The following is a 25,090-nucleotide window of genomic DNA, read 5'->3' on the forward strand; positions in this document are numbered from 1 at the left end:
ACTCCGATGTACACGCTATTTGCCCAGGAGTTCGTCGGCCTTGTTCTTGAAGAGCTTGGTGCCGAACATCATCGCCGCCGCCAGGAAGGGCAGGATTCCCAGTGCGTAGACGCCTGCGGATCCGGTGGGATCGGCCGTGGCGCTGTTGACCGCGGTCCGCAGGATCGGGGCGACGAACCCACCGAGGTTGCCCAGCGAGTTGATCAGTCCGATGCCCGCAGCGGCCGCGGATCCGGCGAGGAACGCCGTCGGGTAAGCCCAAACCACCGGGCCGACAGCGAGGAAGCTGCACACGGCGAGCGTGATGAAGATCAGGCCAAGAACCGGCTGGTGGTTGGTCCCGGCCCACGCCGAGCCCAAGATGCACAGGCCGGTGGAGACGAACAGGATCGTGCCGAAGGTGCGGCGCTTGGCAACGGTGTTGGCGGCACGGCCGATCAGGTAGCAGGAGAAGATTCCGAAGAACCACGGAACCGCGATCAGCAGTCCGACTGCGAGGCCTACCTTCTGGCCGGTCAGCGAGGAAACCTGCTGGGGCAGGAAGAAGGTCACACCGTAGACAGCGATCTGGAGGCAGAAGTAGATGATGGTGAAGTACCAGACACGGCCGTTGCGCATCGCCGCGAACACGCCCCGCGGGCCCGTTTCGTCCTTGACGGTGTCTTCTTGCGTCATGACTTCCTTGAGCGCGAACTTCTCGTCGACGCTGAGGAACTTGGCTTTCTCCGGTCCGTTGATGAGGAAGAAGAACGCCGCGATACCAGCGGCCACAGCCAGGAGGCCCTCAGTAGCGAACATGACCTGCCAGCCGCGGACGCCGGGGATCTGGTCGCCGATGTTGATGAGCCAGCCCGAGAGCGGGTTGCCGACCATCTGGGAGAACGGCTGCGCGAGGTAGAAGATCGCGAACATCTGCACACGCACCTTGTTCGGGAACCACTCCGCCAAGTACATGATGACGCCCGGGAACAAACCTGCCTCGGTCACGCCGAGGAGGAACCTCAGGATCACGAAGGACGTCTCACCCTGCACGAAGGCGAAGCACGCGGAGACGATGCCCCAGGTGATCGCGATGCGGGCGAGCCAGACCTTGGCGCCGACCTTCTTGAGCAGCAAGTTGCTGGGGATTTCAAAAATGGCGTAGCCGATGAAGAAGATACCGGCGCCGAGCGCGAACGCTCCGGCCGAGACGCCTTTGTCGGCGCCGAGTGCAGCCTCGGCGAAGCCGACGTTGGTGCGGTCGAGGAAGGAGACAACATAAAGGATGACCAACATCGGCATGAGCCGGGTGGCAGCCTTGCGGATCGCCGATTTCAGGACCGGCGAATCCAGCATCTCCTTCGTGGATGAAGCGGCTAGGGACATCGAAACTCCTCTTTGAGTAATGACCATTGGGTAAACAGGGTTGGGTGGTGGAGATTGCTTTAGTGCATGTACAGGCCGCCATCGACATTCAGCGTCTGGCCGGAGATGAAACCGGTGTCCTCGCTGATGAGGAAGGCGATGGCCGCGGCGATGTCCCGGGTGGAGCCCACCCTGTTCACCACGAGGTCTTTGGTGAGTTCGTCCTTGCGTTCCTGGCTGAGGGTGCCTCCCATGATGTCGGTGTCGATGGGACCGGGAGAGATGGCGTTGACCGTGATGTCGAACTCGCCGAGCTCGCGGGCCGTGGCGCGGGTCAATCCGATCACGCCGGCCTTGGCCACCGAGTACGGCGTCTTGGAGAACGTGCCGCCGCCGCGCTGGGCGGATACGGAAGAGATGTTCACGATGCGTCCGATCCGGTTCTTGACCATGGACTCGGCCACGCGGCGGGTTGCGTAGTGGACGCCGTTGAGGTTGATGTTCAGGACGCGGTTCCATTCGGCCGGCTCGAGTTCGAGGTATCCGATGGGCGAGCTGACACCGGCCACGTTGGCCAGGGCGACGATCTGCGGCAACTCGGCCTCCAGTTCGTCAATCGCGGAGCGAACCGATGCTTCATCGGCCACGTTGGCGCCGACACCGTGCGCTTGGACGCCATATTCGGCGGCGATTTCCTTGGCGGTGCTCTTGCAGAGGGCGTCGTCGAGGTCGATGATGCCGATGTTCCAGCCTTGGGCGGCCAGGTAGTTGACGGTGGCCCGGCCGATGCCGCGCTCGGAGACCGCGCCGGTGACGATCGCTGTGCGTTCTGCGGGGAAGGTGCTCATGGGTGTTCTCCTGTGAATGTCGGGACTAGTTGATGGGTGCCGGGCCGAGCTCTTCAATGAGCTTCTGCATGGCCACATAGGCTTTGTTCCGGTAGGCAATCAGTTCCGGCGTTCGTTCGGCCGGGACGTTGAGGAACCCTGCTCCGGTCTTGGTTCCGAGCTTGCCCGCCTGCACCAGGTCGGAAAGGATCTTTGGCGTGGCGAAGCGTTCCGGGAATTCGGTCTGCAGGGATTTGTAGCAGAAGTCGTAGACGTCCAGTCCGGCCATGTCGGCGATCGCGAATGGACCGAAGAACGGCAAGCGGAAGCCGAACGTCGTACGGACCAGGGTGTCGACGTCGTCGGCTGTTGCGATCCCTTGCTCCACCAGCTGCGCGGCTTCATGGAAAAGCGCGTACTGCAGGCGGTTGAGGACGAACCCGGTGACGTCCTTGACGACGGCGGTCTGCTTGCCGGCCGCGTGGACCAGTTCGCGGGACGCTGCCACGGTTTCGGCGGTGGTTCCTGCGTGCGGGATGATCTCGACGCCGGGGATGAACGGCGACGGGTTGGAGAAGTGGACCCCCAGGAAACGCTCGGGACCGGTCACGGCCTCGGCGAGATCGGCGATGGAAATCGTGGAGGTGTTGGATCCGATGAGCGCGTCGGGACGCGCCGCCGCACTGATCCGGGCCAGGGTCTTGTGCTTGATGTCGAGGACCTCGGGGACGGCTTCTTCGATGAAGTCGGCGTCCGCCACGGCCTCCTCGATGTCCTTCGCGGCCCACAGGTTGGCCTTCAGGATTGCAGTGGAACCTTCCGGGAAGAGGCCGGCGGCCACGAATTCGTCCGACTCGACCAGGAGGCGTTCGTAGTTCTTCTGCGCGATTTCCGCGGACACGTCCGCCAACGCCACGCGCGCTCCGCCAAGGGCGAGGACTTGCGCGATCCCGCCGCCCATGTAGCCGGAGCCGACGACGGCGATCTTCCGGGCCGCGCTGTTCTGGCCTGCGGCGCTGCTTGTTGATTCAGTCATGTCACACTGCCTTTGTGTAATCGGGCTCGTACGAGCAAATGGCGTCCACCTTGGCGGCGGAAGATGATGTTTCGTCGAAGTGGTAGCCCAGCCATTCGCCCACCAGCTTCTTGGCCAGCTCCAAGCCGATCACTCGCTGTCCCATGGTCAGGATTTGGGCGTTGTTGCTGAGGACTGAGCGCTCAACGGAGTAGCTGTCGTGGGCGGTGACGGCCCGGATTCCGGGGACTTTGTTGGCCGCGATGGCCACGCCGAGGCCGGTGCCGCAGATCAGCAGGGCGCGGTCCGCCTCGCCCGCGGCAACTTTGCGCGCCGCGTCCACCGCAACGTGCGGGTAGGCCGTGGAGTCGTTGGCACCGACGCCCACGTCGCTGACGGACGCTACCCTGGGGTCGGCTTCCAGCAGGGCCTTGAGTGCCTGCTTATATTCGACGCCCGCTTCGTCATTGCCGACGATGATCCGCCAGCCCGCTGATGTGGTCATGCTTGAACTCCATTTCCTGCCGGGGACGCCAGCTGGGCGTCGATGTGTTGTGAGATCCTCGCCGCGATCATCCCGAAGGAGACCGCACCGGGATCAGGGTGGCCCAGGCTCTTTTCCGCGAGCGGCCGGGCCCGGCCCTTGAGCGGACGCAAACGGGCAGTATCTGCTGCCGCGGCCTCCGCCGCCGCAGCAGCCGCCGCGAGGGCCCGGTCAACCGGGGCCCCGGCGTCGAACTCTGTAAGGAACGCATCCCGGAAAGGCAGGAGCGCGTCCACCATGGTCTTGTCGCCGGGTTCGGCCTTGCCGAGCGCCGTGATCGCGTCCGCGAAGCCAGTAACGGCGGCCGCCGCGTCCTCACCCGAGTAGCCGGCCTTGTTGCCGAGCGCCTGTCCGGCTGCGATGATCGCCGAGCCCCACAGAGCGCCCGAGGTACCGCCCGCGCGTTCGCTCCAGGCCTCCCCCGCCGCCGTCAGGATCCGGCCGACCGAGGCACCGTTTGCTGCCTCGGCTGCACGGAACGCCGCCTCCACACCCCGGCGCATGCCGATGCCGTGATCGCCGTCGCCGGCGATGGCATCCAGCTTGCCGAGTTCCTCTTCGTGCTCGACGATGGCGTCCCGCACCTGGGCGAGCACGGCCACGGCCTGCCGTCCGAGCTCGGCAGCAGCATCGGTGGGCTGCTCGACGTCGGCCTCGTCCATGGTTGTGTCGGTCCCTTGCGTGCGGGGACGGCGCGGCGCGAGGTTGCCCTTGCGGAACGCCGGAGTGTCCGCGGGTGCTGACCAGTACTGTTCGAGTTCCTCGTCCAGCCACAGCAGCGTGAGCGAAAGACCGGACATGTCCAGGCTCGTCACAAGTTCGCCGCACTCCGGCTCGACCACCGTGAGGCCCGCTTTGCCGAGGAGCTTTTCGATCTTGCCGAAGAGCAGGAAGAGCTCGTCGTATTTCACGGTGCCGAGGCCGTTGACGATGGCCACCACGCGGTCCCCGGCGTCCTCCGGTTTGTCGTTGAGGAGCTTGCCGACCAAGAGTTCGGCGAGTTCGGAGGCCGTGGGCATGGCGTGCTCGGAGATACCTGGTTCGCCATGGATGCCGAGGCCCAGGGACATGCGGCCCGCCGGAACGTGGAACAGGGGGTCCGCCGCGCCCGGCAGGGTGCAACCGTCGAAGGCCACACCGAGCGAGCGGGTGCGGTAGTTGGCCTTGATGGCCAAGCGCTCGACGGCGTCGAGGTCCAGTCCGGCTTCTGCCGCGGCGCCGGCAATCTTGAAGACTGTGAGGTCGCCCGCGATCCCGCGCCGCTTCTCGATCTGGTCGAGCGGGGCGCTGGCAATATCGTCAGTGACGAGGACGGTGCGGGTTTCGATGCCTTCGGCATTCAGGCGCAGCTGGGCTTGGCCGAAATGTAGCACGTCGCCTGCGTAGTTGCCGTAGCTGAGCAGGACACCGCCGCCCGCGTTGGCTGCCTTGGCCACGCGGTAGACCTGGCCTGCGGCCGGGGAGGCGAACATGTTGCCGCACGCCGAGGCGGTTGCCAGGCCCGGTCCGACCAGGCCGGCGAAGGCCGGGTAGTGTCCCGAGCCGCCGCCGATCACCACGGCCACCTGTCCGGCGGGGACTTCGGTGGAGCGGACCACTCCGCCGTCCACCCGGGCAACGTAGCGGCGGTTGGCGGCGACGAATCCGTCCAGGGCGTCGTCCGCGAACTCTGCGGGGTTGTCGAAGATCCTTGTCATTCTTGTTAGACCCCTGCGAATTCCGCGGTCGACGTTGCGTGCTGCTGGCCTTGGCAGCTAGCCGGCTTCTGCCGCCCTTGGGCGACCTGGCTCTGGCCAAGGGTGTAGTTCTCGGTCTTGGGCAGGACTTGGCGGCGCAGGTATTCCTGGTTGCTCGCCGTGACGCTCAGCCCGTCGCCGCCGTAGTGCTCGGTGCACAGGATGCCCTGGAAGCCTACGGAGAGTGCCAGCTTGAACGCTTCGCGATAGTTGATGAGGCCGCTCTCCATCGGCGCAGGCATGGTGACGTAGCTGTCGCGGGCCACATCCTCGTCGCGGAAGTAGTTCTTCATGTGCCAGTAGTTTGAGTACGGCAAGGTCTTGGCCACCATCTCGCGCCAGTCTTCGATCGGACGGTGGAGGCGGATCAGGTTGCCCAGGTCAGGGTTGAGGCCGACGTTGTCCAGCCCGATGTCCTGGACCAGCCGGACCGAGGAGTCGGCGGTGCCGAGGTAGGTGTCCTCGTACATTTCAAGGGAGACAAGGACACCCACCTCTGCCGCGTGCCGACCGAGTTCCCGCAAGCGGGCCACGGCGTTGCCCCAGGCTTCCTTGTCCCCGACCGGGTCCTTGTAGCCTTCGACCGTCCAGAACCACAACTGCTTCTGCTGCTCTGCGGTGAGGGCTTGGTGGAGTCCGAAGGAGACAACCTCGCAGCCCAATTCGGCCGCTGCATCGATGGTCCGGTGGCTGTACGCCAGGTTGTCGGCCCAGTCCTGCTGGTGGATCACGCTGCGGCGGATCGCCGAGATCACCGGGACGCCGATGCCAACTTGTTCGGCGGTCTGCTTGAACTCTGCGAGGCGTTCCTTGCTGAGATCCCCCGGGCGGACCCAGCTATCGGTGAGGTCAGCGTTGGCGAATCCTGCGTCCTTGACTTCCTGCAGGACCTCGGCCCAAACGGAAGCATCGGCGTCGTCGATGTGCTGTCCCGTGGCGTCGGTGCCGGGGAACTGCAGCAGGGCCGCGGTGATGGGCCAGGTTTCGGCGGTGTAAGCCATAGTTTCACTCCTTCGTGCAATCCTGTTTCCTATAGGATTTACTATTCTGCCAAGACTGTCAAAATCTTTACTTCGAGTTCCGCGGCCCGGCCCCGCCTTTTCGCGACACCAAGCTGGCGCCATCGAAGATCCTATATGTCATACATATATTTGTGAAGTGAGTCACCGCATTTGTTTTGAACACGGCGTTTGGGAACGACCCTAGTGATTTGGGCGGGCGGTAATCCGGACGGGCAGTGCCCGATGATGCCTAGTCGGCGGGGGCGTCGGCGATGGCGCGGGCGCGGACCTTCTGTACATGGTCGGCCATCGCCGCGGCAGCCCGTTCCGGATCACCGCTCGCCAGCGCTTCCAACACGGACCGGTGTTCCGCAATGGCCTGCTCAGCGTCAGTGATGCCCACTCCCCCGAACAGCCGGAATCGCTGGACCTGGCCACCCAACGCGGCATAGGCGGCGAGCATGAATTGGTTGCCGGACTGCTCGGCGATCAGCTTATGGAAGCGCTCGTCGGCGTCGAGATACTCCCGGAATTCCACGAAGGACGGGCCTCGAGGAGCCGTCTCCAGGTCCTTCACGGCCTCCTGCAATTCCGCCAACCCATCCGGGGTGAGCCGGCTGCATGCCAAGCGGGCATTCACTGGCTCGATCGCGAGCCGGGCCTCCATGAGTTCCGCGAAATCTTCCTGCGTGAAAACCGGCGCCACCCTGTAACCCTTGAGGGCAACCCGGCGGACCATGCCTGTGTGCTCCAGCCGCGCCAGGGCCTCGCGCACGGGTGTCGGGGATACGTCCAGCTCCCGCGCCGTCCCGTCGATGCTCACCGCGGCACCCGGTTCCAGCCGGCCATCCATGAGCGAGGCGAGAAGTTCCTCGTAGACGTGATCGGCGAGAACCTGGCGGCTGACGGGTCGACCGGCTGCGCGGTCCCGTGAGGAGGCGAGTTTCATAGACGAATCCTATAGGAATGGTCTCCTCGTGACGGTTTTTGGTCCCTTTGTGGCAGGTGCCCGGCCTCCGCGCTGGGTGGGCGTGTCGGATTCTGCTGGATCATTCCTCTCGCAATCGAAGGATTCCTCGCGTTTCCGGGGTCTGCGGAACGTGCCAGCTCGAATCATCCAGCAGAATCGATCGCCATGGGACGGAAATCCGGCAGGACGGTGGCCTCGCAGGGGTTAAACCGAAACGGCGGCACCTTTCGCAGGTGCCGCCGTCGGGGTTTGGGGGTTCTAGTTGGCGTAGAACGGGTAGTCGGTGTAACCCTTGGCGCCTTCGCCGTAGAACGTGGACGGATCCGGTTCGTTGAGCGGGAGGCCTTCACGCCACCGGCGCGCAAGGTCCGGGTTGGCGATGGCCGGGCGGCCAACCACCACGGCGTCGGCGTGGCCGTCGGCCACGAGTGCCAGGGCTTCATCCCGCGTGGTCACGACACCGAAGCCGGTGTTCACGAGGAACGTGCCCTTGAAGCGCTCGCGCAGGTCCTGGACGAGCTCACCCTTCGGATCATGGTGCAAGATGCTGAGGTAGGCGAGGTTGAGCGGGGCGATGGTGTCCACCAGGACCTCGTAGGTGGCGCGGACGTCGGCGGGGTCGGTCTCGGCGATTCCCTGGACTGAATGCTCGGGGGAAATCCGGATGCCCACGCGGTTGGCGCCCAAAGCTTCAACCACCGCGTTGACGGTCTCGATCACGAAGCGGGCACGGTTTTCCGGTGAACCGCCGTAGCTGTCAGTGCGGACGTTGGTGTTGGGGGCCAGGAATTCGTGCAGCAGGTAGCCATTCGCCGAGTGGAGTTCGACGCCGTCGAATCCTGCCTCGATAGCGTTCCGGGACGCCAGGACGATTTCCTGGATCACGGCGGGAAGCTCATCGGTGCTCAGTTCGCGGGGAACCGGGTACGGCTTCTTGCCGTTCGGCGTGCGGACTTCGCCGTCGATGCCCACGGCACTGGGTGCCACGATTTCGTGACCGCCGGTGATGTCCGGGTGGGAAACGCGGCCGCCGTGCATGATCTGGGCAAAGATCCGTCCACCCTCTGCATGGACGGCGTCCGTCACCTTCTTCCAGCCCGCGATCTGTTCCTCGGTGACGAGGCCCGGCTGTCCCGGGTAGGACTGTCCTGCGGGCGTGGGGTAGGTGCCCTCGCTGACGATCAGCCCGAGGGAAGCACGCTGACGATAGTGCTCCACAACCAGCGGGCCGGGCACGCCTTCGACGCCGGAACGGAGCCGGGTCAGCGGCGCCATGACCAAGCGGTTGGGAATTTCAATCTCGCCGAGGGTCAAAGGGGAAAACAACATGGGCGGTGCCTTTCAAACGGGAACAGGTCCACTGTCGGCAACTGCCACGCGCCTGCAACTATTCCTGCTGAGATAGGCATCACACGACGGCGGCGACGCCTCGCCTGTGCTTCGGGTACGGGCTGCGCCGCTTGACATGGCAATCGGCTGGCGATTTGTTACTATAAACTCGCTTTAATACATTTGATGGATAAACGACTGTCCGCCTTCGCGGTTGCACGGCCGTTTTCCGTCTCCTGTGGAGGTCCGGGTCTTTGGGAGGGTGGCGCCGGTGTCTGATTTGCTGGTTGAGGTGCACGCGTTCGAGGGAACGAGCGCTGCCTTGGTGAAGGCTGCGGAGAGCGCAAATTCCGCCGGGTCCAAGCCTTCAGGAGACTTCGGGCACCCTGCTCTTTTGCAGGCGTGCGGGGCGGTCAACCTCGCTTGGGCAGTCATCGGCGCCGCCCTGCATACAAATCTGGAAGAGGATGGCCAGCAGGTCAGAAGAGCCGGGGCGGAGTTCACCCGGGTTGATAACCTCCTTTCAGAACAAGCGAAGATCGGGAAGGCCTGAGTTGGCTTGGGGAGTGTGCAGGGCTGCTGACTGGTCCTTGCTGGGCGGGACCGATCCGGCCCCGGGTAACGTTGAAGACGTCCAGCGGGCTTCCACTGCCTGGGCGGGAAATGCGGCCCGGCTGGCAGATGCACAGAACAGCCTCACGCAAACTGTGATGGCTGGCGAGGGTGCTGCGGTGTCGGCCGTTCGGATGCTTCTTGAGAGGGATGCCGAAATGATCGGGGTGTACCGGGTGGCATGTGAGGACAACGCCCGCGCCTTTCACCGCTGGGCGGCCAGTTTGGCCGGATTCCAGGTTGAAGCAGACCGCCTTCATTTCCAAGCGATGCAGGCGCACGACGACGAGGAAGCAGGGCGCAGACTGATCGAAGCGGGCAAGGAGGAACGAATCCATGCGGCCCAGCAACGCTCTCTGCTTGAGGGCATCGCCCAGAGCGCGGCCGAAATCATGGCCCCGGCCATTATGGAGATCTTCTCTGATTCCCGCGGCGAGGCGATGGTGCAGGAAGCCAGCGAACGGTTGGACGCTCTGCGCCGCCAAGCCGAGGAGCTGCGCAGCCGCTACGACGCCGAAGGCCGGCATGTCGCGGGTTCGCTGCATATACCTGCCGGGCCGGTCACCAAACAGTCATTCCTGGGCATCAAGGACAGTTCGGACGGCAGCGGCTCCTTCGCTGCGCTGCTGGCATTGGCGAACGAAGCGCGATACACGACCCTGAACACCCTCTACGACAAAGCCACACAAGGCGACGCCGCGGCCGGGCAGGAGTACTTGGCGCTGCTTGCTCAGCTGACCCCTGCTGACTTGGTGATCTACGGGATGACCAACCCGGACCGTGCCCGCAACCCCTTGGCCAGGGCAAATGACACTGCGCACGTCAAAAGCTGGTGGGGTGGGCTCGCCCCTGATACCCGGGCGCTATTGACCGCTACCGTTCCCGGGATCATCGGTAACCTCAACGGCATTCCGTACAGCGTCCGGAACACCGCCAACCGCCAACTCATCCAGATCCTGACCACCAATCCGCCAGCCGACGAAGCCACGCGCAATGCCGTAGAAGGCATCAACAACTCCCTGAGCCACGACGATGGTTCGCCGCTTACGGATCGGTTCCTGGTGTCCTTCGATCTGAACCGCGGAAAACCCCTCGCCGCAGTCGCGATTGGTGATCTGGACACTGCGGGGAACGTGACCTGGAACATTCCCGGTATGGGCACCACCGTGGCCCCGGGCGGCATCGATACCTGGACCGAAGGCGCCCAGGCAGTCTATGACGAACAGCGCGGTCTGTTCCGGCAGTTTGGTCCTGCGGGTACAGCCAATGCGGTGGTGTCCTGGGTCGGGTATGAGACCCCGGGAATGGTTCAGGACTACAACATGGAAGTCTTCGCCGGCGACAAGGCCTGGGCTGGCTCGGACAAGTTGGCGGCGACTCTAGATGGGTTTCATGTAACCCGGGACCTCGGCAACGGCGAAGGCGTCCCCAAAGTCAACGTCCTTGCCCACTCCTACGGCACCACGACTGCGGCTTACGCCTTGACGAAAACGATGCAGAACGTGGACACCGTGACGTTCTTCGGCTCCGCCGGCATTGACCCGAGCGTCGTTCCAGGTGCTTCCGCGCTCCACGTTGCACCGGGAGCGGACGGCACCCCAGCGGTGTACGCAACCCAGGCAAGCAGGGACTTGCTGGCGCCGGCCGGGATCACCGGCTCCGCCGTGGGCGGGGTAGGTGCCGCGGGCTGGGACTGGCTCACTGACCTTGGAGCGGGTCCCCGTTTCATCGATACAATCTCTGGCCATCAACCACAACAAATCCGTGTTGCTCCCACACTGTCCGGTCTTTGGCCTGGAGCGCACGTGTTCTCGTCCGAGGGCGGGATCGATCCCGAGAGCGGAGAAATCCTGGAAAACACCGACGGACATCAAGCCACCGGCGCTGGTTCATGGGGACCATTCAATGCCTCCAGCGGTCACGGCTACCTCGATCCGAAAACCGAATCCCTGCTCAACATCGGCAAGACCACCACTGGGCACGCAGACCTAATCCACGACTCACGTCCACTGACCACCGAACCCATCGGAACCGAGCAAACCTACCCGGAGCTAACAGATTGAATCCCATTAGAATCCATGCACCATTCCCAGCACCTAAACCTGTGCCCGTTTTCGTTACCGCAATTGTCATCGGCGCCGCCCTGTTGCTGCTTGGCGTCACAGGCTGCGCAATCATGCCAGGAGGAACCAACCCCGTGACATCGGACCCTGCACGCCCCTACAACGGCACCAGAACCGCAGACACCGTGCGCAAAGATTTCTACGACACCATCGATGACACCGTCAAACAGACCGGACTCACCTTTCCCGAGTGGAACCGGGCAGACCCTAAAAGCATCAGGCGAGTTACCTGTGCGGTCGGGTCCGAGTTGGGCCATCACTTCTCGATCACGCTGTGGGGCGGGGCGAGCCCGGACCCCAAAGCAGCGGTCGAGAAGATCAAGGACTACTGGAAGTCAAAGGGCTGGACCATCGAAACGATCTTCGACGAGACCAACGCTCCCAACCCCGGCATGCAAATAGCAGCGACGTCCCCCACCGGCATCCTCGTCGTCTTCAACACGATAAAGAACAATTCCGGAACGGTAGATGACAACAAATGGTCACGGATCAGTGTCGAAAGCGACTGCACCCTGGACCCCTCCCTCAACGGCGTCCCGACACCAAAAACCAGCCCACCAGGCACGGGGTCCTGATGCGGCACTCGCCAGTCCTCGTCAGCGCCCTGGCCACCGCCACCGCGCTGTTGCTGTTCGGGGTCACCGGCTGCGTCTTCATGCCAGGCGTAACCAACCCCGTGACCGCAGATCCAGCCCGCCCCTACAACGGCACCAGAACCGCCGACACCGTGCGCAAAGATTTCTACGACACCATCGATGACACCATCAAACAAACCGGACTCACCTTTCCCGACTGGAACCGGGCAAGCGAGGACGGAGTCATGCTAACCACATGCGCAGTCNAGGAACCAATCCCGTGACGGCAGATCCTGCACGCCCCTACAACGGCACCAGAACCGCCGACACCGTGCGCAAAGATTTCTACGACACCATCGATGACACCGTCAAACAGACCGGACTCACCTTTCCCGACTGGAACCGGGCAGACCCTAAAAGCATCAGGCGAGTTACCTGTGCGGTCGGGTCCGAGTTGGGCCATCACTTCTCGATCACGCTGTGGGGCGGGGCGAGCCCGGACCCCAAAGCAGCGGTCGAGAAGATCAAGGACTACTGGAAGTCAAAGGGCTGGACCATCGAAACGATCTTCGACGAGACCAACGCTCCCAACCCCGGCATGCAAATAGCAGCGACGTCCCCCACCGGCATCCTCGTCGTCTTCAACACGATAAAGAACAATTCCGGAACGGTAGATGACAACAAATGGTCACGGATCAGTGTCGAAAGCGACTGCACCCTGGACCCCTCCCTCAACGGCGTCCCGACACCAAAAACCAGCCCACCAGGCACGGGGTCCTGATGCGGCACTCGCCAGTCCTCGTCAGCGCCCTGGCCACCGCCACCGCGCTGTTGCTGTTCGGGGTCACCGGCTGCGTCTTCATGCCAGGCGTAACCAACCCCGTGACCGCAGATCCAGCCCGCCCCTACAACGGCACCAGAACCGCCGACACCGTGCGCAAAGATTTCTACGACACCATCGATGACACCGTCAAACAGACCGGACTCACCTTTCCCGACTGGAACCGGGCAGACCCTAAACGCATCGGGCGAGTCACCTGTGCGGTCGGGTCCGAGTTGGGCCATCACTTCTCGATCACTTTATGGGGCGGGGCGAGTCCGGACCCGAAAGCAGCGGTCGAGAAGATCAAGGACTACTGGAAGTCGAAGGGCTGGAANNNTTTATGGGGCGGGGCGAGTCCGGACCCGAAAGCAGCGGTCGAGAAGATCAAGGACTACTGGAAGTCGAAGGGCTGGAAAATCGGGAACGTCTTCGACGAGACCAACGCCCCCAACCCCGGCATGCAAATAGCAGGGACATCCCCCACCGGCATCCTCGTCGTCTTCAACACGATAAAGAACAATTCCGGAACGGTAGATGACAACAAATGGTCACGGATCAGTGTCGAAAGCGACTGCACCCTGGACCCCTCCCTCAACGGCGTCCCGACACCAAAAACCAGCCCACCAGGCACGGGGTCCTGATGCGGCACTCGCCAGTCCTCGTCAGCGCCCTGGCCACCGCCACCGCGCTGTTGCTGTTCGGGGTCACCGGCTGCGTCTTCATGCCAGGCGTAACCAACCCCGTGACCGCAGATCCAGCCCGCCCCTACAACGGCACCAGAACCGCCGACACCGTGCGCAAAGATTTCTACGACACCATCGATGACACCATCAAACAAACCGGACTCACCTTTCCCGACTGGAACCGGGCAAGCGAGGACGGAGTCATGCTAACCACATGCGCAGTCGGGTCCAAGTCGGGTAAACAATTCTCGATCGATTTACGGGGCGGGGCGAGCCCTGACCCGAAAGCAGCGGTCGCGAAGATCAAGGACTACTGGAAATCCAAGAACTGGACCATCGAAACGATCATTGACCACACCGACGCCCCCAACCCCAGCATGCAAATAGCAGCGACATCCCCCACTGGCATCCTCGTCGTCTACAACGCGATAAAGAACAACACGAACCCCGAAAGGACCACGGGCTGGTCAAGCCTGACCGTCGAAAGCGACTGCACCCTGGACCCCTCCCTCAACGGCGTCCCGACACCAAAAACCAGCCCACCAGGCACCGGTTCCTGATGCGGCACTCCCCTGTCCTCGTGAGCGCCTTGGCCATCTCCGCCGCGCTGTTGCTGTNCGATGACAACAAATGGTCGCGGATCAGTGTCGAAAGCGACTGCACCCTGGACCCGTCCCTCAACGGCGTCCCGACACCAAAAAACAGTCCTGCGGGAGCGGGGTCCTGATGACCCGGCCCGCCCCCGTCCTCGTTAGCGCGCTGGCCATCGCCACCGCCCTGCTGCTGTTCGGCGTCACAGGTTGCGTCTTCATGCCAGGCGTAACTAACCCCGTGACCGCAGACTCTGCCCTCCCCTACGACGGCACCAGAGCTGCAACGGCAGTGGAAAAGGACTTCTACGACACCATCGATGACACGATCCAGCAAACCGGGCTCGCCTTCCCTACCTGGAACCGGGCAAGCGAGGACGGAGTCATGCTAACCACATGTACAGTCGGGTCCGAGTCGGGCAATCAGTTCTCGATTACCCTGCGGGGCGGGGCGAGCCCGGACCCGAAAGCAGCGGTCGAGAAAGTCAAGGGCTACTGGGAGTCCAAGAACTGGACCATCGAAACGATCATTGACCACACCGACGCCCCCAACCCCGGCATGCAAATTGCAGCGACATCCCCCACCGGCATTGTGGTCGTCTACAGCACGACAAAGAACAATTCCGGAACGGTCGATGACAGCAAATGGTCGCGTATCAGTGTCGAAAGCGATTGCACCCTGGACCCCTCCCTCGACGGCATCCCGACGCAAAAGACCAGCCCTCCGAGCACCGGCGCTTGAGGCGCCGCTCCCCGCGTGCGCTTCGTCGTTGTCCTAGGCGCCCGGGCAGCCCTCGCCGCGCGGATTCACGATGCAGTTGTCGGCATAGTTGCGCGTGATCGACCTCCAGACGCTGACCCTTTGCGACGGTGACGCGAACTGTCCGGTGCCCGGAATCGGCATGTTCGGACCACCGTTCACGGAGTAGGTGCCGCGGAAGGTGGTGGTCACTGAGACCTGAAAGTCGCCGGTCTGTTGATACACGTGGCTTGTTCTCGTCTTTTGGCCCCATTCCGCCTCCGGAAGCGGTCCTCCTGCAAACGGGGTTGGCCCGAGACCGCTTCCGTCCCCGTACGAATAGGTGTACTCCACGGGTGTCGCGACTATGTGGACTCGCTGACCGAGGATCGTGACATCGAATTGCTGCTCGACGGCGTCCGCGAAGATGTTGGTTTCAGCACCTTTGAGCGTGTGCGGGCTAGGTTGCGTCGTCAGTCCTGCAGGTCTGATGGGAAGGTTGCGAAAGTCGGTCACAATTCTCTCGGCGATGCGCTGCAGGAGATCCTCAGGCTTCTGGTCATACAGGCAAGACGGGCCGTTGTTGCCCGATTTCCAGTCGACCCACGTGGGATTTGAAATCGCCTTCGGCGCGACTTTCCAGACAACAGGCGTTCCAGCCTTCCCGCCGGCCTCGCGGGGCGGGCACTGTATCTGTCCGGGAAGGCACTTCTTGTCCACGACATTATCGTCAACATGGCATTGGAGCTCTGCCTTGTATTGGTTGGGGTCGTCGCTGACGAAGCCGGGTACGGACGGAACAAATTGTCCCGATCCAGGGTCGCGGAGGTAGACCATCGGCTTTGTTCCGGTGTCAGTCCATCCGATCTCCCCATTTTCAGTAGATGCCCCCGCCTCCTGCCCGCTGATGAGCACGAAAAAGACGAAAAACAACGATCCTGATGTGCTTCGGCTCCTGGTTCTCTGTTTCATTGCAGCGGGTTTAGGCCGTCAAGCCGCCAGGCTCCTTCGACAAATCGAAGGAAAGCGACATTGCCAGTATTGGTCGCCTCGGTAGGTTGTCGATACTCAGTCCCGCCTGAGCTCCAATAGTGAATCTTGCTCTGGATCACTTGAACAACTACCGGAATGCTTTGGTCTGGTTGGGGTTTGAAAGTGGATGACACCGATGGCGTCGAAATGACGCCGCCGCTGACCCAGCGGTCGCCACTATATGCCTTCGGCACGACCTTAACGACGCCCTCGCACATCTCACAATTGGGCCCCGTGATCTTACCGAGCGGCCCGACGTCACCTGTTTCATAGGCGTAACTCATTACTTGGAACCAGTACCTCGCGAACGCCTCCACGCCTTCTTTGCTGTTCGCCTTCGCTGCCTCCGGCAACACGGGAAGGGGAACGTTCTCGGCTTTCCCCTTGGCATCGGCCGGTTTGTAGACAGCCGTCGGGGTGGCCGTGGGCGTAGGCGTGGCGCTTGCAGTCACGGTGGCTGGCGCTGATTTGTCGGACTGCGGCTGCGTGGTGTTCTCGCAGGCGGTCAGCGTCAACGCTGCTGCGAGGCTGCCAATGACGAAAGAGCGAGCAGAAACCGAGGTGCGTGGAGTCATGGTTTGCTATCCCCAAATAGTTTTCAAGACTAAACGTTTCCGGAAATCGTAACGTAATTACCGTTCCTGGCGGGAAAGTTATCCACAGGCTCTGCTTTATTACACCCATCGCCTTCCGGCGCGGTCCCGCACAAAAAACCACGGGCCTCGACGGCGGGACCGCGGCCAGGCCGCCCATCCGTCGTCGAGGCCCGTGGGACCTGTGAACTGCCGCTACGTCTGGGCCGGCAGGACCAACTCGCCCGACTTGTCCGTCGACAAAGCGAGCGAAGAGATGAACTGCCGCACGCCGTCGGGCCCGTCCTGGGCCGAGCGGACCATGTCCGGACGCTCGAACTCAAGTCCCGTCACATGGCAGAGCAGCCTGGCGTCGCTCGGGTTGCCGTCGGCGTCGAACATGGGCAGCTCGATTCCGTCGTCGGATCGGCGCAGGTAGTACTTCCCGCGGGTCAACACCGCCAGCGCGGGCGGCAGCACAAGCGCCAGCCCGACGGCGAAAATCGGCGAGTAGGGCTGCACGGCCGAGCCGAAAGCACCGAAGAACACCGCAATCGAGACAACGGCCGAAACCAGCATCGAAATGAAACCCACCGGGTTGACCGCGTAAAGCATTCCGCGGCGGAATTCGGGAACCTTGGGTGAGATCTTGAGCAAATACTTATTGATCGCTATATCCGACGCAACAGTCACCACCCACGCCATGGCGCAATTCGCGTAGAAACCGAGAATGGTGTTCAGGAACTCGAACATATTCGCTTCCATCAGCACCAGAGCAATCACCAGGTTCACCACCACAAACACCATCCGGCCAGGGTAGCTCTTGGTGATGCGCGTGAAGCTGTTGGTCCATGCGAGCGAACCGGAGTAGGCGTTGGTGACGTTGATCTTGATTTGCGAAATGACCACGAGCACCACGGCCAGGGTCATCGCCAGCCAGGCCGGCATCATTTCCTGGTACACGCCAAGGAATTGGTGCACCGGCTCGTTCGCATGCGCGGAGGCTGCTGGATCCAGCCTCGCGATCAGATAAACGGCGATGAACATGCCCACAATCTGCTTGATCGCGCCGAAAATCACCCAGCCCGGACCGGCGAGGATCACGGCCCGCCACCACGCCCCGCGGTTCTCGGCCGTCTTGGGCGGCATGAATCGCAAGTAATCAATCTGTTCCGCGATCTGCGCCATCAATGACAGGCACACACCCGCTGCCAGCATCACAGAGGCCAGATTGGTGCCTTCAGCACCGGATTTGCCCGTGAATGCGAAGAATTCCCCGATGCTATCCGGGTGCGAAATGACCAAATACCCCACGGGAACCACCATGAGCAGGAGCCACAACGGGGTGGTCCATACCTGCAACTTGGACAAAGCCTTCATGCCGTAAATCACCAAAGGAACCACAATAAGCGTGGACGCCGCATAACCGAGCCACTTCGGGATGCCCAACCCGAGTTCCAACCCTTGCGCCATGATGGAACCCTCGAGCGCGAAGAAGATGAACGTGAACGTCGCGAAAATGACGTTGGTGACCACCGAGCCGTAATAGCCGAATCCGGAGCCCCGGGTGATGAGGTCGAGGTCAATGTTGTAACGGGCCGCATAGTAGGCCAAAGGAAATCCGGTGGCGAAAATAACCACAGCCGCCACAACAATTCCGATGATGGCGTTCACCGTGCCGTAGGAAATACCGATGTTCGCACCAATGGAGAAATCAGCCAAATAGGCGATTCCGCCAAGCGCACTGGTCGCCACCACGCCCGCACCCCATTTGCGGTAAGACCGGGGCGCGAACCTGAGCGTGTAGTCCTCCAGGCTCTCCTTCGCCGCGCTCATCGCATCGGCGTTGCCCGCCGGCCGACTCCCGGCACCTATCGTCTCAGGAGGTTCGACGACGGCGACCCCCACCGGGGAGCCGCCCGCCGTCGGGGTTTCAAGCACCTGCGTTGTCTTCGATTCGTCTGTCATCCCCCGCAACTTTCCTCGTCTTTGCATGTTTCCCCTACGAACATGGGCTCGACGCTATCGGCGGGATGAAACCATGAAGTCACCACAAGGTTTCCGCGCTGTAACTTATCCAGCGAACCGGCCGCCAAGATTGCGGCTCCGGGTTTATGGACGTCCAACAAAATCCCGGTCCCATGGCCCCGATAGCGTCGTGAAGGAAAGCACTTTCCCGCAAAAAACGGCCGAGGAGCACCATGACCACCCAGCTCAACCCGAGGCATACGTCCGCGTATCCGATTCTGGAAACAGCGCGCGAGCAAGTCCTCGCGAAAGGCGAAGGACTCAGCGAATCCCAGCTTCTGGAGATCCTGGAGCTACCCGACGATGCCATCCCCGACGCACTGCAGCTTGCCCACGAGGTCCGCCTGGAGCACTGCGGCGAAGACGTGGAAGTGGAAGGAATCATCTCCATCAAGACCGGAGGATGCCCAGAGGACTGCCATTTCTGCAGCCAGTCGGGCCTGTTCGACAGCCCGGTCCGGGGCGTCTGGCTCGACATCCCCGAACTCGTGAAGGCCGCCAAGGAAACCGCTGCCACCGGCGCCACGGAGTTCTGCATCGTCGCAGCCGTCCGCGGCCCGGACATCAAGCTCATGAACCAGACCAAGTTCACGATCGAGCGAATCAACGCGGAAGTGGACATCAACATCGCGTGCTCGCTCGGCATGCTCACCCAGCGCCAAGTGGACCAGCTCGCCGAATGGGGTGTCCACCGCTACAACCACAACCTCGAAACCGCGCGCAGCTACTTCCCCGAAGTCGTCACCACCCACACCTACGAAGAACGCCTCGATACCTGCAACATGGTCAAGGCGGCGGGCATGGAGCTGTGCTGCGGTGCCCTCATCGGCATGGGCGAAACCACCGCCCAGCGGGCCGAGCTCGCCAGCCAGCTTGCCGCCCTCGAACCGCACGAAGTCCCGCTCAACTTCCTCAACCCACGCCCCGGGACGCCCCTCGAACACCAAGGAATCATGGACGGCAAAGACGCCCTGCGTGCCATCGCAGCGTTCCGCCTGGCCATGCCGCGGACCGTCCTCCGCTACGCGGGCGGCCGCGAACTCACCCTGGGCGACCTCGGAACCCGCGACGGCCTCCTGGGCGGCATCAACGCGGTGATCGTCGGCAACTACCTCACCACCCTGGGCCGTCCCGCCGCCGCCGACCTCAACCTCCTGGTGGAGCTGAACATGCCCATCAAGGAACTCCAGAAGTCACTGTGAGCACCAGCTACTGTGGGCACTGCGGCGGCCCGCAGACCGGCCCGGCAACACAAGGCGGCCCGGTCACCCAAGGTGAGCGCCCGACGTCGGACGCTCACCAGGCCTGCCGGCAGCGCCTCGCGATGGAACCTCCGCGCTATTGCGCCGTGTGTCGCCGACGCATGAAAGTCCAGGTCACGCCGCACGGCTGGACCGCAGAATGCTCGCGCCACGGCAGGATCACCTGGCCGGTCAGCGGCGGGATTTGAGGAAGTCGGTGGCTTCGTTCACGGCCGAAGCGTCGGGATGGATGCTCCGGGTTTCCGAGCGCTGATTCCGGGTGCGGACCCAATCGCCCGGGTGCACTTTCGGCAAGATTTTCGCGACGGCCAGCGCACCATACATCAACGTATTTATCGCAACGAACGTCGCCAAGATGGCAAACCACTCGGAATGCAGAATTTCCTCGGGAAACAAAATTCCGGTGGGAAGGGAGGCGGAAATAGCCAAGATTAACCTGCCTTCGGGGATTCGCCGGCCTGCGCGTGGTTGAGGTGTTTCCAGTTGGCTTGCTTGCCACGGGAGATGTCGATGATTCCCTTGACATAAACCACGTTGAGGAACATATCGAAGAACAACTCCGGAAAGACCGTAACAGCCAGGAGGCGCGCCCGCCAGCCGCCCTTCCAGGCCGTGACCACCCGCTCGGCCGAGAAGACGACGCCGATTCCCAGCCAGAAAGGGAACCAGACCCAGTCATCGAGCGACAAAACCATCAAGAGGATCAACAAAACGTAGGCGCCGAGGGCAATTACTCCATAGCCAATGCCGAATTGCTGCGCCCAGTAGCGGAGCGTCTGGGGCGTGGCCCCGTAAGCCCCGAGGTTCTCCAAGGCACCGCGCTGCCAACGAAGACGCTGTGACCACAAGGTACGGAAATTCGGCATCAACTCGGTGACCACGGTGCACTGCATGGGGGAAATCATGAGGCCGCCGAGGGACTTCAGCGCAATCGTGAGCTCATTGTCCTCGGTCAAAGCCGCCGTGTCATAAACGTCTCCCTTGATTCCCGGGATCGACTCGCCCCGGCTCTCGGCAACAGTGCGCAACGCACGGGGACGGAAAAGCGATGCCGTGCCCGTCAGGACAAAGACGCGGCCCCGCCGTCGTCCAATTTCGCGGGAATACCGGATATATTCGTTGCGCTGGAATTGGCCGACAATTCCGTGCCCCTCTTCCCCATAGAAAAGACCACCCACAGCCATCAACGCCCTGTCATTGGTCAGCCGCGCAACCGCGACCTCCAGGAATCCATCGTCGAGGCGCGTGTCCGCATCCATGACCATGACGACGTCGTTATCGCCTTGGCCGGGGAGCAGCCACTTGAGCGCCTGGTTGAGTGCGCCCGCCTTCTTTTTCGTGTTGCCCACCGATTCGAAGACCTCAACCCCGGCCTCGCGGGCGAGTGCGGCAGTCGCATCCGTGCAGTTGTCGGCAACCACAATTACGCGTTCCGGGCGATGCGATTGGGACAAGAGGGAGGCAATCGTGGCCGGCAGCGAGGCCTCTTCGTTGTGCGCAGGGATCAAAACGGTCACCGTTACGGGGCCGGCGTACACACCCCGGGTTTCGGCCATGACGATCTTGGGCGCAAGCGGCGTCCGGGGATGTGCCGAGCGACGTGACCTGGTGGTGACGCGCCGCTCCAGCAAGGCGACTCCCACGGAAAGCACCAGTGCGAAAGCAATGGCGCAGAGAATCACGCCGGGTTGCGGCGCCACCAAATCGTACAAAATACGCCAGACGCCAAGGACAATGCCCTCAGCCCGCGACTCGACCGCCGCATTCCCGGTCGAGGCGATGGCCAGCCACAATAGCGCCGCCGCACCGCCGACCGTTACCACGATGACGATGCCAACCATGCGCTGAAAAATCCCTCGACCCACGGGCGAATGCTACCAGTAGTCCGCGGAGGGAAAAATTCACTGCCTTGGCGGCGCCAGCCGGTACCCCACTCCGCGCACTGTTTGCAGCCAGCGCGGGTTTTGTGCGTCGTCGCCGAGCTTGCGGCGCAGATTGCCGATGTGGACCTCGACGGACCGTTCGTCGGCCTCGCTCGTATAGATCCCGGCGTCGTAAGGCTCGTTACGGAGGCGGCGTACAAGGTCCGCCTTGCTCAAGACCGTGCAGCCTGCTTCAAGCACGGAGTGCAGGAGGTCGAACTCGGTCGGAGTCAGCTGTACGTCCCGGCCATCGACGGAAACGGTCCGCGTCGAGTAGCTGAAGACCAGCCCGTTATGCCGGAAAGTACCTCGTGATCGCGGAGGCTCGCCTTTGCTGGCCGCCGTGGCTCCCGAGCGGGGACGCCGCATCATTGCTGCCACCCTCGCGCGAAGCTCCCGGGGCCGGAAGGGCTTGGTCAAGTAGTCGTCAGCACCGGATTCCAGGCCGAGGAGCGTATCCAGCTCGTCGGCCCTGGCCGTCAACATGACGATGTAGGCATCGGAAAAGTTCCGGACTTGCCGGGCCACCTCGAAGCCATCAATATCCGGCAACCCCAAGTCCAGAGTGATGACGTGTGGCTGCAAGTCACGTGCTGCCCGGATGCCGGCAGCCCCGCTCGTTGCCATGTGAACTTCGAAGCCGGCCTGGCTGAGGACGACGCGGATCAATTCCCGGATGTCGTGATCGTCTTCGATGACGAGCCCAACCCGTGATTCCGTCATTTGCAGCCCTCCCAGCCCGCTACAAAGGGAAGTATATCGGGCTGGCGGTATCCTTTCTGGCATGCTACGCCGCCTTCAAGAAATGCGAATTTTGGGCCGATGAAACGTCCGATTGAATGGGATGCCAAAAGCGGCCGGGTGATGTTCTTCCAGCACGCCTTCCACGAGTACTCGCTCAAGGATCGCGTTGCACTCAGCCAATTGCCGCTGACCGTGACAGTGTGCCTCACCGCGCTCCTGGTCGGCCTCTATTTTCCCGCAACCCTCGCCAATCCCCTTTTCGTCATCTTCCTGGCCACCCAAGCCGCTGCCTGGGTCCTGTGCTACGCCGTTCCGTGGGACCGCCTCCCCCATCCGACTTTCCTGGCTATCCCGCTCTTCGACATCGTGTCCATCGGCTTGGGGCGTGAGGGAGGCCAGGACAGCCCGCTAGGAATCAGCCTTTTGACCGTCTTTCCCGTCATTTGGCTCTGCGCCTCGGGGTTGTACCGACGCTCCGCCTTGGCAGTTTCCTTCCTCGCACCGCTTGCCATGATTTGGGCGCCGCAATTTAGCCACGGAACAACTTCGCCGCAGGACCTGCTGCGTGGCTTGCTGCTGCCCGTCATGATGCTCGGCATCGGCGTCTCCGTCAGCGTGCTCACCCAGAGCATGGTTGTCCAGCAAAAGCGCCTCGAGGAAAGGGACGCAGCGCTGCTCCGGGCCTTGGAGGACAGCCAGGAGAAGGAACGATTGCTCAACACAGTTCTTGAAACCGTCCACCTTGGCGTTGTCGCCATTGACGCCGATGGGCGCGAAATGATGGCGAACCGCAAGCAGCGGGAGAACCAAGTGCTCGCGACTTCCGGGGACACGGCTCGCCAGGGCGGATCCCAGCTCTTGGTTTTCGACGCGGACAGGGTGACCCCCACTGCGGCGGATCGCCGGCCGATGCGGCGGGCCGCCTTGGGACAGGAATTCACGGACTACCTGGTGTGGGTAGGGACGGCCGGCGCGCAGCGCGCCTTATCTACGAGCGCCCGCTCCATGCACGACGACGACGGCAACTACATGGGTTCGGTGATCGTTTTCGGCGATGTCACTGCCTTGGTCGACGCCCTGGCTGCGAAGGACGACTTCGTCTCGAACGTCTCCCATGAGTTCCGCACCCCACTGACGTCCATCACAGGATATGTGGATCTTGTACTGGAGGAAGCTGAAAACCTCCCGGTCTGGGTGGTGCAGCAGCTTCAAATCGTGCAACGAAACGCCGACCGGCTCTTGTCCCTCGTCTCCGACCTCTTGGCAATCCGTCAGGGCGACCTGGTCGTCCGGCCACACGCGGTTGACGTATCCGAACTGGTCCATTCGAGTGTCGCGGCGGCCGGGCCGAAAGCGAACGACGGCGGGGTGCGGCTTCACGTCGACGCCCCGGAACGCTTGGAGGCGCACGTGGATGCCAACCGTATCTCCCAGGTGCTGGACAACCTCATCTCCAACGCCATCAAGTACTCCCCCGACGGCGGCGACGTTCGCGTCACGCTCCTCCAGGAGGAAGACACGGTGGTGTGCCACGTCCAAGACACAGGCATGGGCATGGACAAGAAGGACCAAGCCGATGCCTTCACCCGATATTTCCGGGCCGGAAACGTCCGCAACACGGCGATCAACGGCGTCGGATTGGGTCTTTCCATCTGCAAGGCAATCGTCGACGCCCACGGCGGGACCATCGGCCTCGAGAGCGTCCCCGGCGAAGGAACAACCTTCACGTTCCGCGTTCCAGCCTGACCCCCACTCACATCACGGCCCTTCCCAACCAACCCCCACTCACATCACGGCCCCTTCCAACCAACGCCCGGTCACCTATCGCCCCCCTTCCAACCAACCCCCGGTCACATCACGGCCCTTGCCAACCAACGCCCGGTCACATCACGGCCCCTTCCAACCAACGCCCGGTCACCTATCGCCCCCCTTCCAACCAACCCCCGGTCACATCACGGCCCTTGCCAACCAACGCCCGGTCACATCACGGCCCCTTCCAACCAACGCCCGGTCACCTATCGCCCCCCTTCCAACCAACCCCCGGTCACATCACGGCCCCTTCCAACCAACCCCCACTCACATCACGGCCCCTTCCAACCAACCCCCGGTCACATCACGGCCCATGCCAACCAACGCCCGGTCACATCACGGCCATATCCAAGCAACCCCCGGTCACCTATCGGCCGTTCCCAACCAACGCCCGGTCACATCACGGCCCCTTCCAACCAACGCCCGGTCACCTATCGCCCCCCTTCCAACCAACCCCCGGTCACATCACGGCCCCTTCCAACCAACGCACGGTCACCTATCGCCCGTTTCCAACCAACGCGCGCTCACCTCTTGTGATTGAGGTTATACACCGACCTACCGGGCCAGGCGCGGGAGAAAGCACCGACATACCTGACCGGGCGTCGGAGAAGGCACTGTCCGACCTGACCGGGCGTCGGAGAAAGCACCCACATACCTGACCGGGCGTCGGAGAAAACACCCACACATCTGACTGGGCGTCATGCCAAGCACCGTCATAAGTGACCGGGCGTCGGGAAGGGTGCCCACATATCTGACCGGGCGTCGGAGGGGGACTGTCCGTTTAACGGTGGTTTCGGGATTGGCATTTAG

At 62.7% G+C, this 25,090-nt stretch carries 23 protein-coding genes; 9 read left to right on the forward strand and 14 right to left on the reverse strand.

Annotated elements, in window-relative coordinates; translation table 11 throughout:
* Positions 1–15: 15 nt before the first annotated feature.
* The 8 genes from L0B83_RS18045 to L0B83_RS18080 form a co-directional block, all read right to left on the reverse strand.
* Positions 16–1,365, reverse strand: a complete 1,350-nt coding sequence (locus L0B83_RS18045) for an MFS transporter (protein WP_234759933.1) — start codon at positions 1,363–1,365, stop codon at positions 16–18.
* Positions 1,366–1,424: 59 nt separating this feature from the next.
* A complete protein-coding gene (locus L0B83_RS18050; RefSeq protein ID WP_234759934.1) occupies positions 1,425–2,192 on the reverse strand; it encodes an SDR family NAD(P)-dependent oxidoreductase in 768 nt (255 codons plus the stop codon).
* Between the two features lie 25 nt (positions 2,193–2,217).
* Positions 2,218–3,207, reverse strand: coding sequence for a 3-hydroxyacyl-CoA dehydrogenase family protein (locus L0B83_RS18055; RefSeq protein WP_234759935.1), 990 nt, complete (start codon positions 3,205–3,207; stop codon positions 2,218–2,220).
* A gap of 1 nt (position 3,208) precedes the next feature.
* Positions 3,209–3,691, reverse strand: a complete 483-nt coding sequence (locus tag L0B83_RS18060) for a ribose-5-phosphate isomerase (protein WP_234759936.1) — start codon at positions 3,689–3,691, stop codon at positions 3,209–3,211.
* Complete coding sequence (gene dhaL, locus L0B83_RS18065; RefSeq protein ID WP_234759937.1) at positions 3,688–5,427, reverse strand: dihydroxyacetone kinase subunit DhaL; 1,740 nt, start codon at positions 5,425–5,427, stop codon at positions 3,688–3,690. The genes L0B83_RS18060 and dhaL overlap by 4 nt, the downstream gene beginning before the upstream one ends.
* 5 nt (positions 5,428–5,432) lie before the next feature.
* The gene (locus tag L0B83_RS18070) at positions 5,433–6,467 is read right to left on the reverse strand and encodes a sugar phosphate isomerase/epimerase family protein (protein ID WP_234759938.1); all 1,035 of its coding nucleotides are present in this window, start codon (positions 6,465–6,467) and stop codon (positions 5,433–5,435) included.
* 250 nt (positions 6,468–6,717) lie between these two features.
* Positions 6,718–7,416, reverse strand: coding sequence for a GntR family transcriptional regulator (locus tag L0B83_RS18075; RefSeq protein ID WP_234759939.1), 699 nt, complete (start codon positions 7,414–7,416; stop codon positions 6,718–6,720).
* Positions 7,417–7,695: 279 nt separating this feature from the next.
* On the reverse strand, positions 7,696–8,766 hold the full coding sequence (locus L0B83_RS18080; protein ID WP_234759940.1) for an alkene reductase: 1,071 nt from the start codon (positions 8,764–8,766) through the stop codon (positions 7,696–7,698).
* 271 nt (positions 8,767–9,037) lie between these two features.
* On the opposite strand from L0B83_RS18080, the gene L0B83_RS18085 reads away from it, so the two are divergent.
* From L0B83_RS18085 to L0B83_RS18110, 6 genes are all read left to right on the forward strand, one after another.
* Positions 9,038–9,319 carry a hypothetical protein gene (locus tag L0B83_RS18085; protein ID WP_234759941.1) on the forward strand — a complete coding sequence of 94 codons (282 nt, stop codon included), beginning with the start codon at positions 9,038–9,040 and terminating at the stop codon, positions 9,317–9,319.
* A gap of 13 nt (positions 9,320–9,332) precedes the next feature.
* Positions 9,333–11,441, forward strand: coding sequence for an alpha/beta hydrolase (locus L0B83_RS19930; protein WP_234759942.1), 2,109 nt, complete (start codon positions 9,333–9,335; stop codon positions 11,439–11,441).
* A 41-nt stretch (positions 11,442–11,482) separates the two neighbouring features.
* Positions 11,483–12,076 (forward strand): hypothetical protein, encoded by a 594-nt coding sequence (locus L0B83_RS18095; protein WP_234759943.1) that lies wholly within the window; start codon positions 11,483–11,485, stop codon positions 12,074–12,076.
* Between the two features lie 280 nt (positions 12,077–12,356).
* A complete protein-coding gene (locus L0B83_RS18100; RefSeq protein WP_234759944.1) occupies positions 12,357–12,857 on the forward strand; it encodes a hypothetical protein in 501 nt (166 codons plus the stop codon).
* 682 nt (positions 12,858–13,539) lie between these two features.
* Positions 13,540–14,142, forward strand: coding sequence for a hypothetical protein (locus tag L0B83_RS18105; protein WP_234759945.1), 603 nt, complete (start codon positions 13,540–13,542; stop codon positions 14,140–14,142).
* A 166-nt stretch (positions 14,143–14,308) separates the two neighbouring features.
* Entirely contained in the window at positions 14,309–14,914 is a 606-nt protein-coding gene (locus tag L0B83_RS18110; RefSeq protein WP_234759946.1) for a hypothetical protein, read from the forward strand.
* 33 nt (positions 14,915–14,947) lie between these two features.
* Here L0B83_RS18110 and L0B83_RS18115 read toward each other — a convergent pair whose 3' ends face one another.
* From L0B83_RS18115 to L0B83_RS18125, 3 genes are all read right to left on the reverse strand, one after another.
* Positions 14,948–15,826: a hypothetical protein gene (locus L0B83_RS18115; protein WP_234759947.1), complete on the reverse strand. Its 879-nt coding sequence runs from the start codon at positions 15,824–15,826 to the stop codon at positions 14,948–14,950.
* A gap of 53 nt (positions 15,827–15,879) precedes the next feature.
* Positions 15,880–16,518 (reverse strand): DUF6318 family protein, encoded by a 639-nt coding sequence (locus tag L0B83_RS18120; RefSeq protein ID WP_234759948.1) that lies wholly within the window; start codon positions 16,516–16,518, stop codon positions 15,880–15,882.
* A 213-nt stretch (positions 16,519–16,731) separates the two neighbouring features.
* Complete coding sequence (locus L0B83_RS18125) at positions 16,732–18,483, reverse strand: purine-cytosine permease family protein (protein WP_234759949.1); 1,752 nt, start codon at positions 18,481–18,483, stop codon at positions 16,732–16,734.
* A gap of 233 nt (positions 18,484–18,716) precedes the next feature.
* Here L0B83_RS18125 and bioB point away from each other — a divergent pair, with 233 nt between their 5' ends.
* Positions 18,717–19,745: a biotin synthase BioB gene (gene bioB, locus L0B83_RS18130; protein WP_234759951.1), complete on the forward strand. Its 1,029-nt coding sequence runs from the start codon at positions 18,717–18,719 to the stop codon at positions 19,743–19,745.
* A complete protein-coding gene (gene bsaP, locus L0B83_RS20085; protein ID WP_443627145.1) occupies positions 19,742–19,993 on the forward strand; it encodes a biotin synthase auxiliary protein BsaP in 252 nt (83 codons plus the stop codon). Before bioB ends, bsaP begins: the two co-directional genes overlap by 4 nt.
* Here the strand turns inward: bsaP and L0B83_RS18135 are convergent.
* Genes L0B83_RS18135 through L0B83_RS18145 form a run of 3 tightly spaced genes read right to left on the reverse strand, consistent with a single transcriptional unit; the run spans position 19,977 to position 22,450 of the window.
* Positions 19,977–20,234 carry a hypothetical protein gene (locus tag L0B83_RS18135; protein ID WP_234759952.1) on the reverse strand — a complete coding sequence of 86 codons (258 nt, stop codon included), beginning with the start codon at positions 20,232–20,234 and terminating at the stop codon, positions 19,977–19,979. The two genes, bsaP and L0B83_RS18135, sit on opposite strands and share 17 nt — an antisense overlap.
* A gap of 2 nt (positions 20,235–20,236) precedes the next feature.
* On the reverse strand, positions 20,237–21,646 hold the full coding sequence (locus L0B83_RS18140) for a glycosyltransferase family 2 protein (RefSeq protein ID WP_234759954.1): 1,410 nt from the start codon (positions 21,644–21,646) through the stop codon (positions 20,237–20,239).
* Positions 21,647–21,706: 60 nt separating this feature from the next.
* Positions 21,707–22,450 carry a response regulator transcription factor gene (locus L0B83_RS18145; RefSeq protein ID WP_234759956.1) on the reverse strand — a complete coding sequence of 248 codons (744 nt, stop codon included), beginning with the start codon at positions 22,448–22,450 and terminating at the stop codon, positions 21,707–21,709.
* Positions 22,451–22,549: 99 nt separating this feature from the next.
* Between L0B83_RS18145 and L0B83_RS18150 the strand changes: the two genes are divergently transcribed.
* Complete coding sequence (locus L0B83_RS18150; protein WP_234759957.1) at positions 22,550–24,217, forward strand: sensor histidine kinase; 1,668 nt, start codon at positions 22,550–22,552, stop codon at positions 24,215–24,217.
* Positions 24,218–25,090 lie beyond the last annotated feature (873 nt).

The sequence above is a fragment of the Arthrobacter alkaliphilus genome, assembly GCF_021483235.1.
In the GTDB taxonomy this organism is placed as follows: domain Bacteria; phylum Actinomycetota; class Actinomycetes; order Actinomycetales; family Micrococcaceae; genus Arthrobacter; species Arthrobacter alkaliphilus.

Bases quoted from the DNA above. Each gene is read 5' to 3' on its own strand.
- L0B83_RS18080 (WP_234759940.1), bottom strand. From the start codon at position 8,766: ATGTTGTTTTCCCCTTTGACCCTCGGCGAGATTGAAATTCCCAACCGC.
- L0B83_RS18140 (WP_234759954.1), bottom strand. From the start codon at position 21,646: ATGGTTGGCATCGTCATCGTGGTAACGGTCGGCGGTGCGGCGGCGCTA.
- bioB (WP_234759951.1), top strand. From the start codon at position 18,717: ATGACCACCCAGCTCAACCCGAGGCATACGTCCGCGTATCCGATTCTG.
- L0B83_RS18075 (WP_234759939.1), bottom strand. From the start codon at position 7,416: ATGAAACTCGCCTCCTCACGGGACCGCGCAGCCGGTCGACCCGTCAGC.
- L0B83_RS18045 (WP_234759933.1), bottom strand. From the start codon at position 1,365: ATGTCCCTAGCCGCTTCATCCACGAAGGAGATGCTGGATTCGCCGGTC.
- L0B83_RS18055 (WP_234759935.1), bottom strand. From the start codon at position 3,207: ATGACTGAATCAACAAGCAGCGCCGCAGGCCAGAACAGCGCGGCCCGG.
- L0B83_RS18105 (WP_234759945.1), top strand. From the start codon at position 13,540: ATGCGGCACTCGCCAGTCCTCGTCAGCGCCCTGGCCACCGCCACCGCG.
- L0B83_RS18070 (WP_234759938.1), bottom strand. From the start codon at position 6,467: ATGGCTTACACCGCCGAAACCTGGCCCATCACCGCGGCCCTGCTGCAG.
- L0B83_RS18125 (WP_234759949.1), bottom strand. From the start codon at position 18,483: ATGACAGACGAATCGAAGACAACGCAGGTGCTTGAAACCCCGACGGCG.
- L0B83_RS18120 (WP_234759948.1), bottom strand. From the start codon at position 16,518: ATGACTCCACGCACCTCGGTTTCTGCTCGCTCTTTCGTCATTGGCAGC.
- dhaL (WP_234759937.1), bottom strand. From the start codon at position 5,427: ATGACAAGGATCTTCGACAACCCCGCAGAGTTCGCGGACGACGCCCTG.
- L0B83_RS18060 (WP_234759936.1), bottom strand. From the start codon at position 3,691: ATGACCACATCAGCGGGCTGGCGGATCATCGTCGGCAATGACGAAGCG.
- L0B83_RS18050 (WP_234759934.1), bottom strand. From the start codon at position 2,192: ATGAGCACCTTCCCCGCAGAACGCACAGCGATCGTCACCGGCGCGGTC.
- L0B83_RS18150 (WP_234759957.1), top strand. From the start codon at position 22,550: ATGAAACGTCCGATTGAATGGGATGCCAAAAGCGGCCGGGTGATGTTC.
- L0B83_RS18145 (WP_234759956.1), bottom strand. From the start codon at position 22,450: ATGACGGAATCACGGGTTGGGCTCGTCATCGAAGACGATCACGACATC.
- L0B83_RS18110 (WP_234759946.1), top strand. From the start codon at position 14,309: ATGACCCGGCCCGCCCCCGTCCTCGTTAGCGCGCTGGCCATCGCCACC.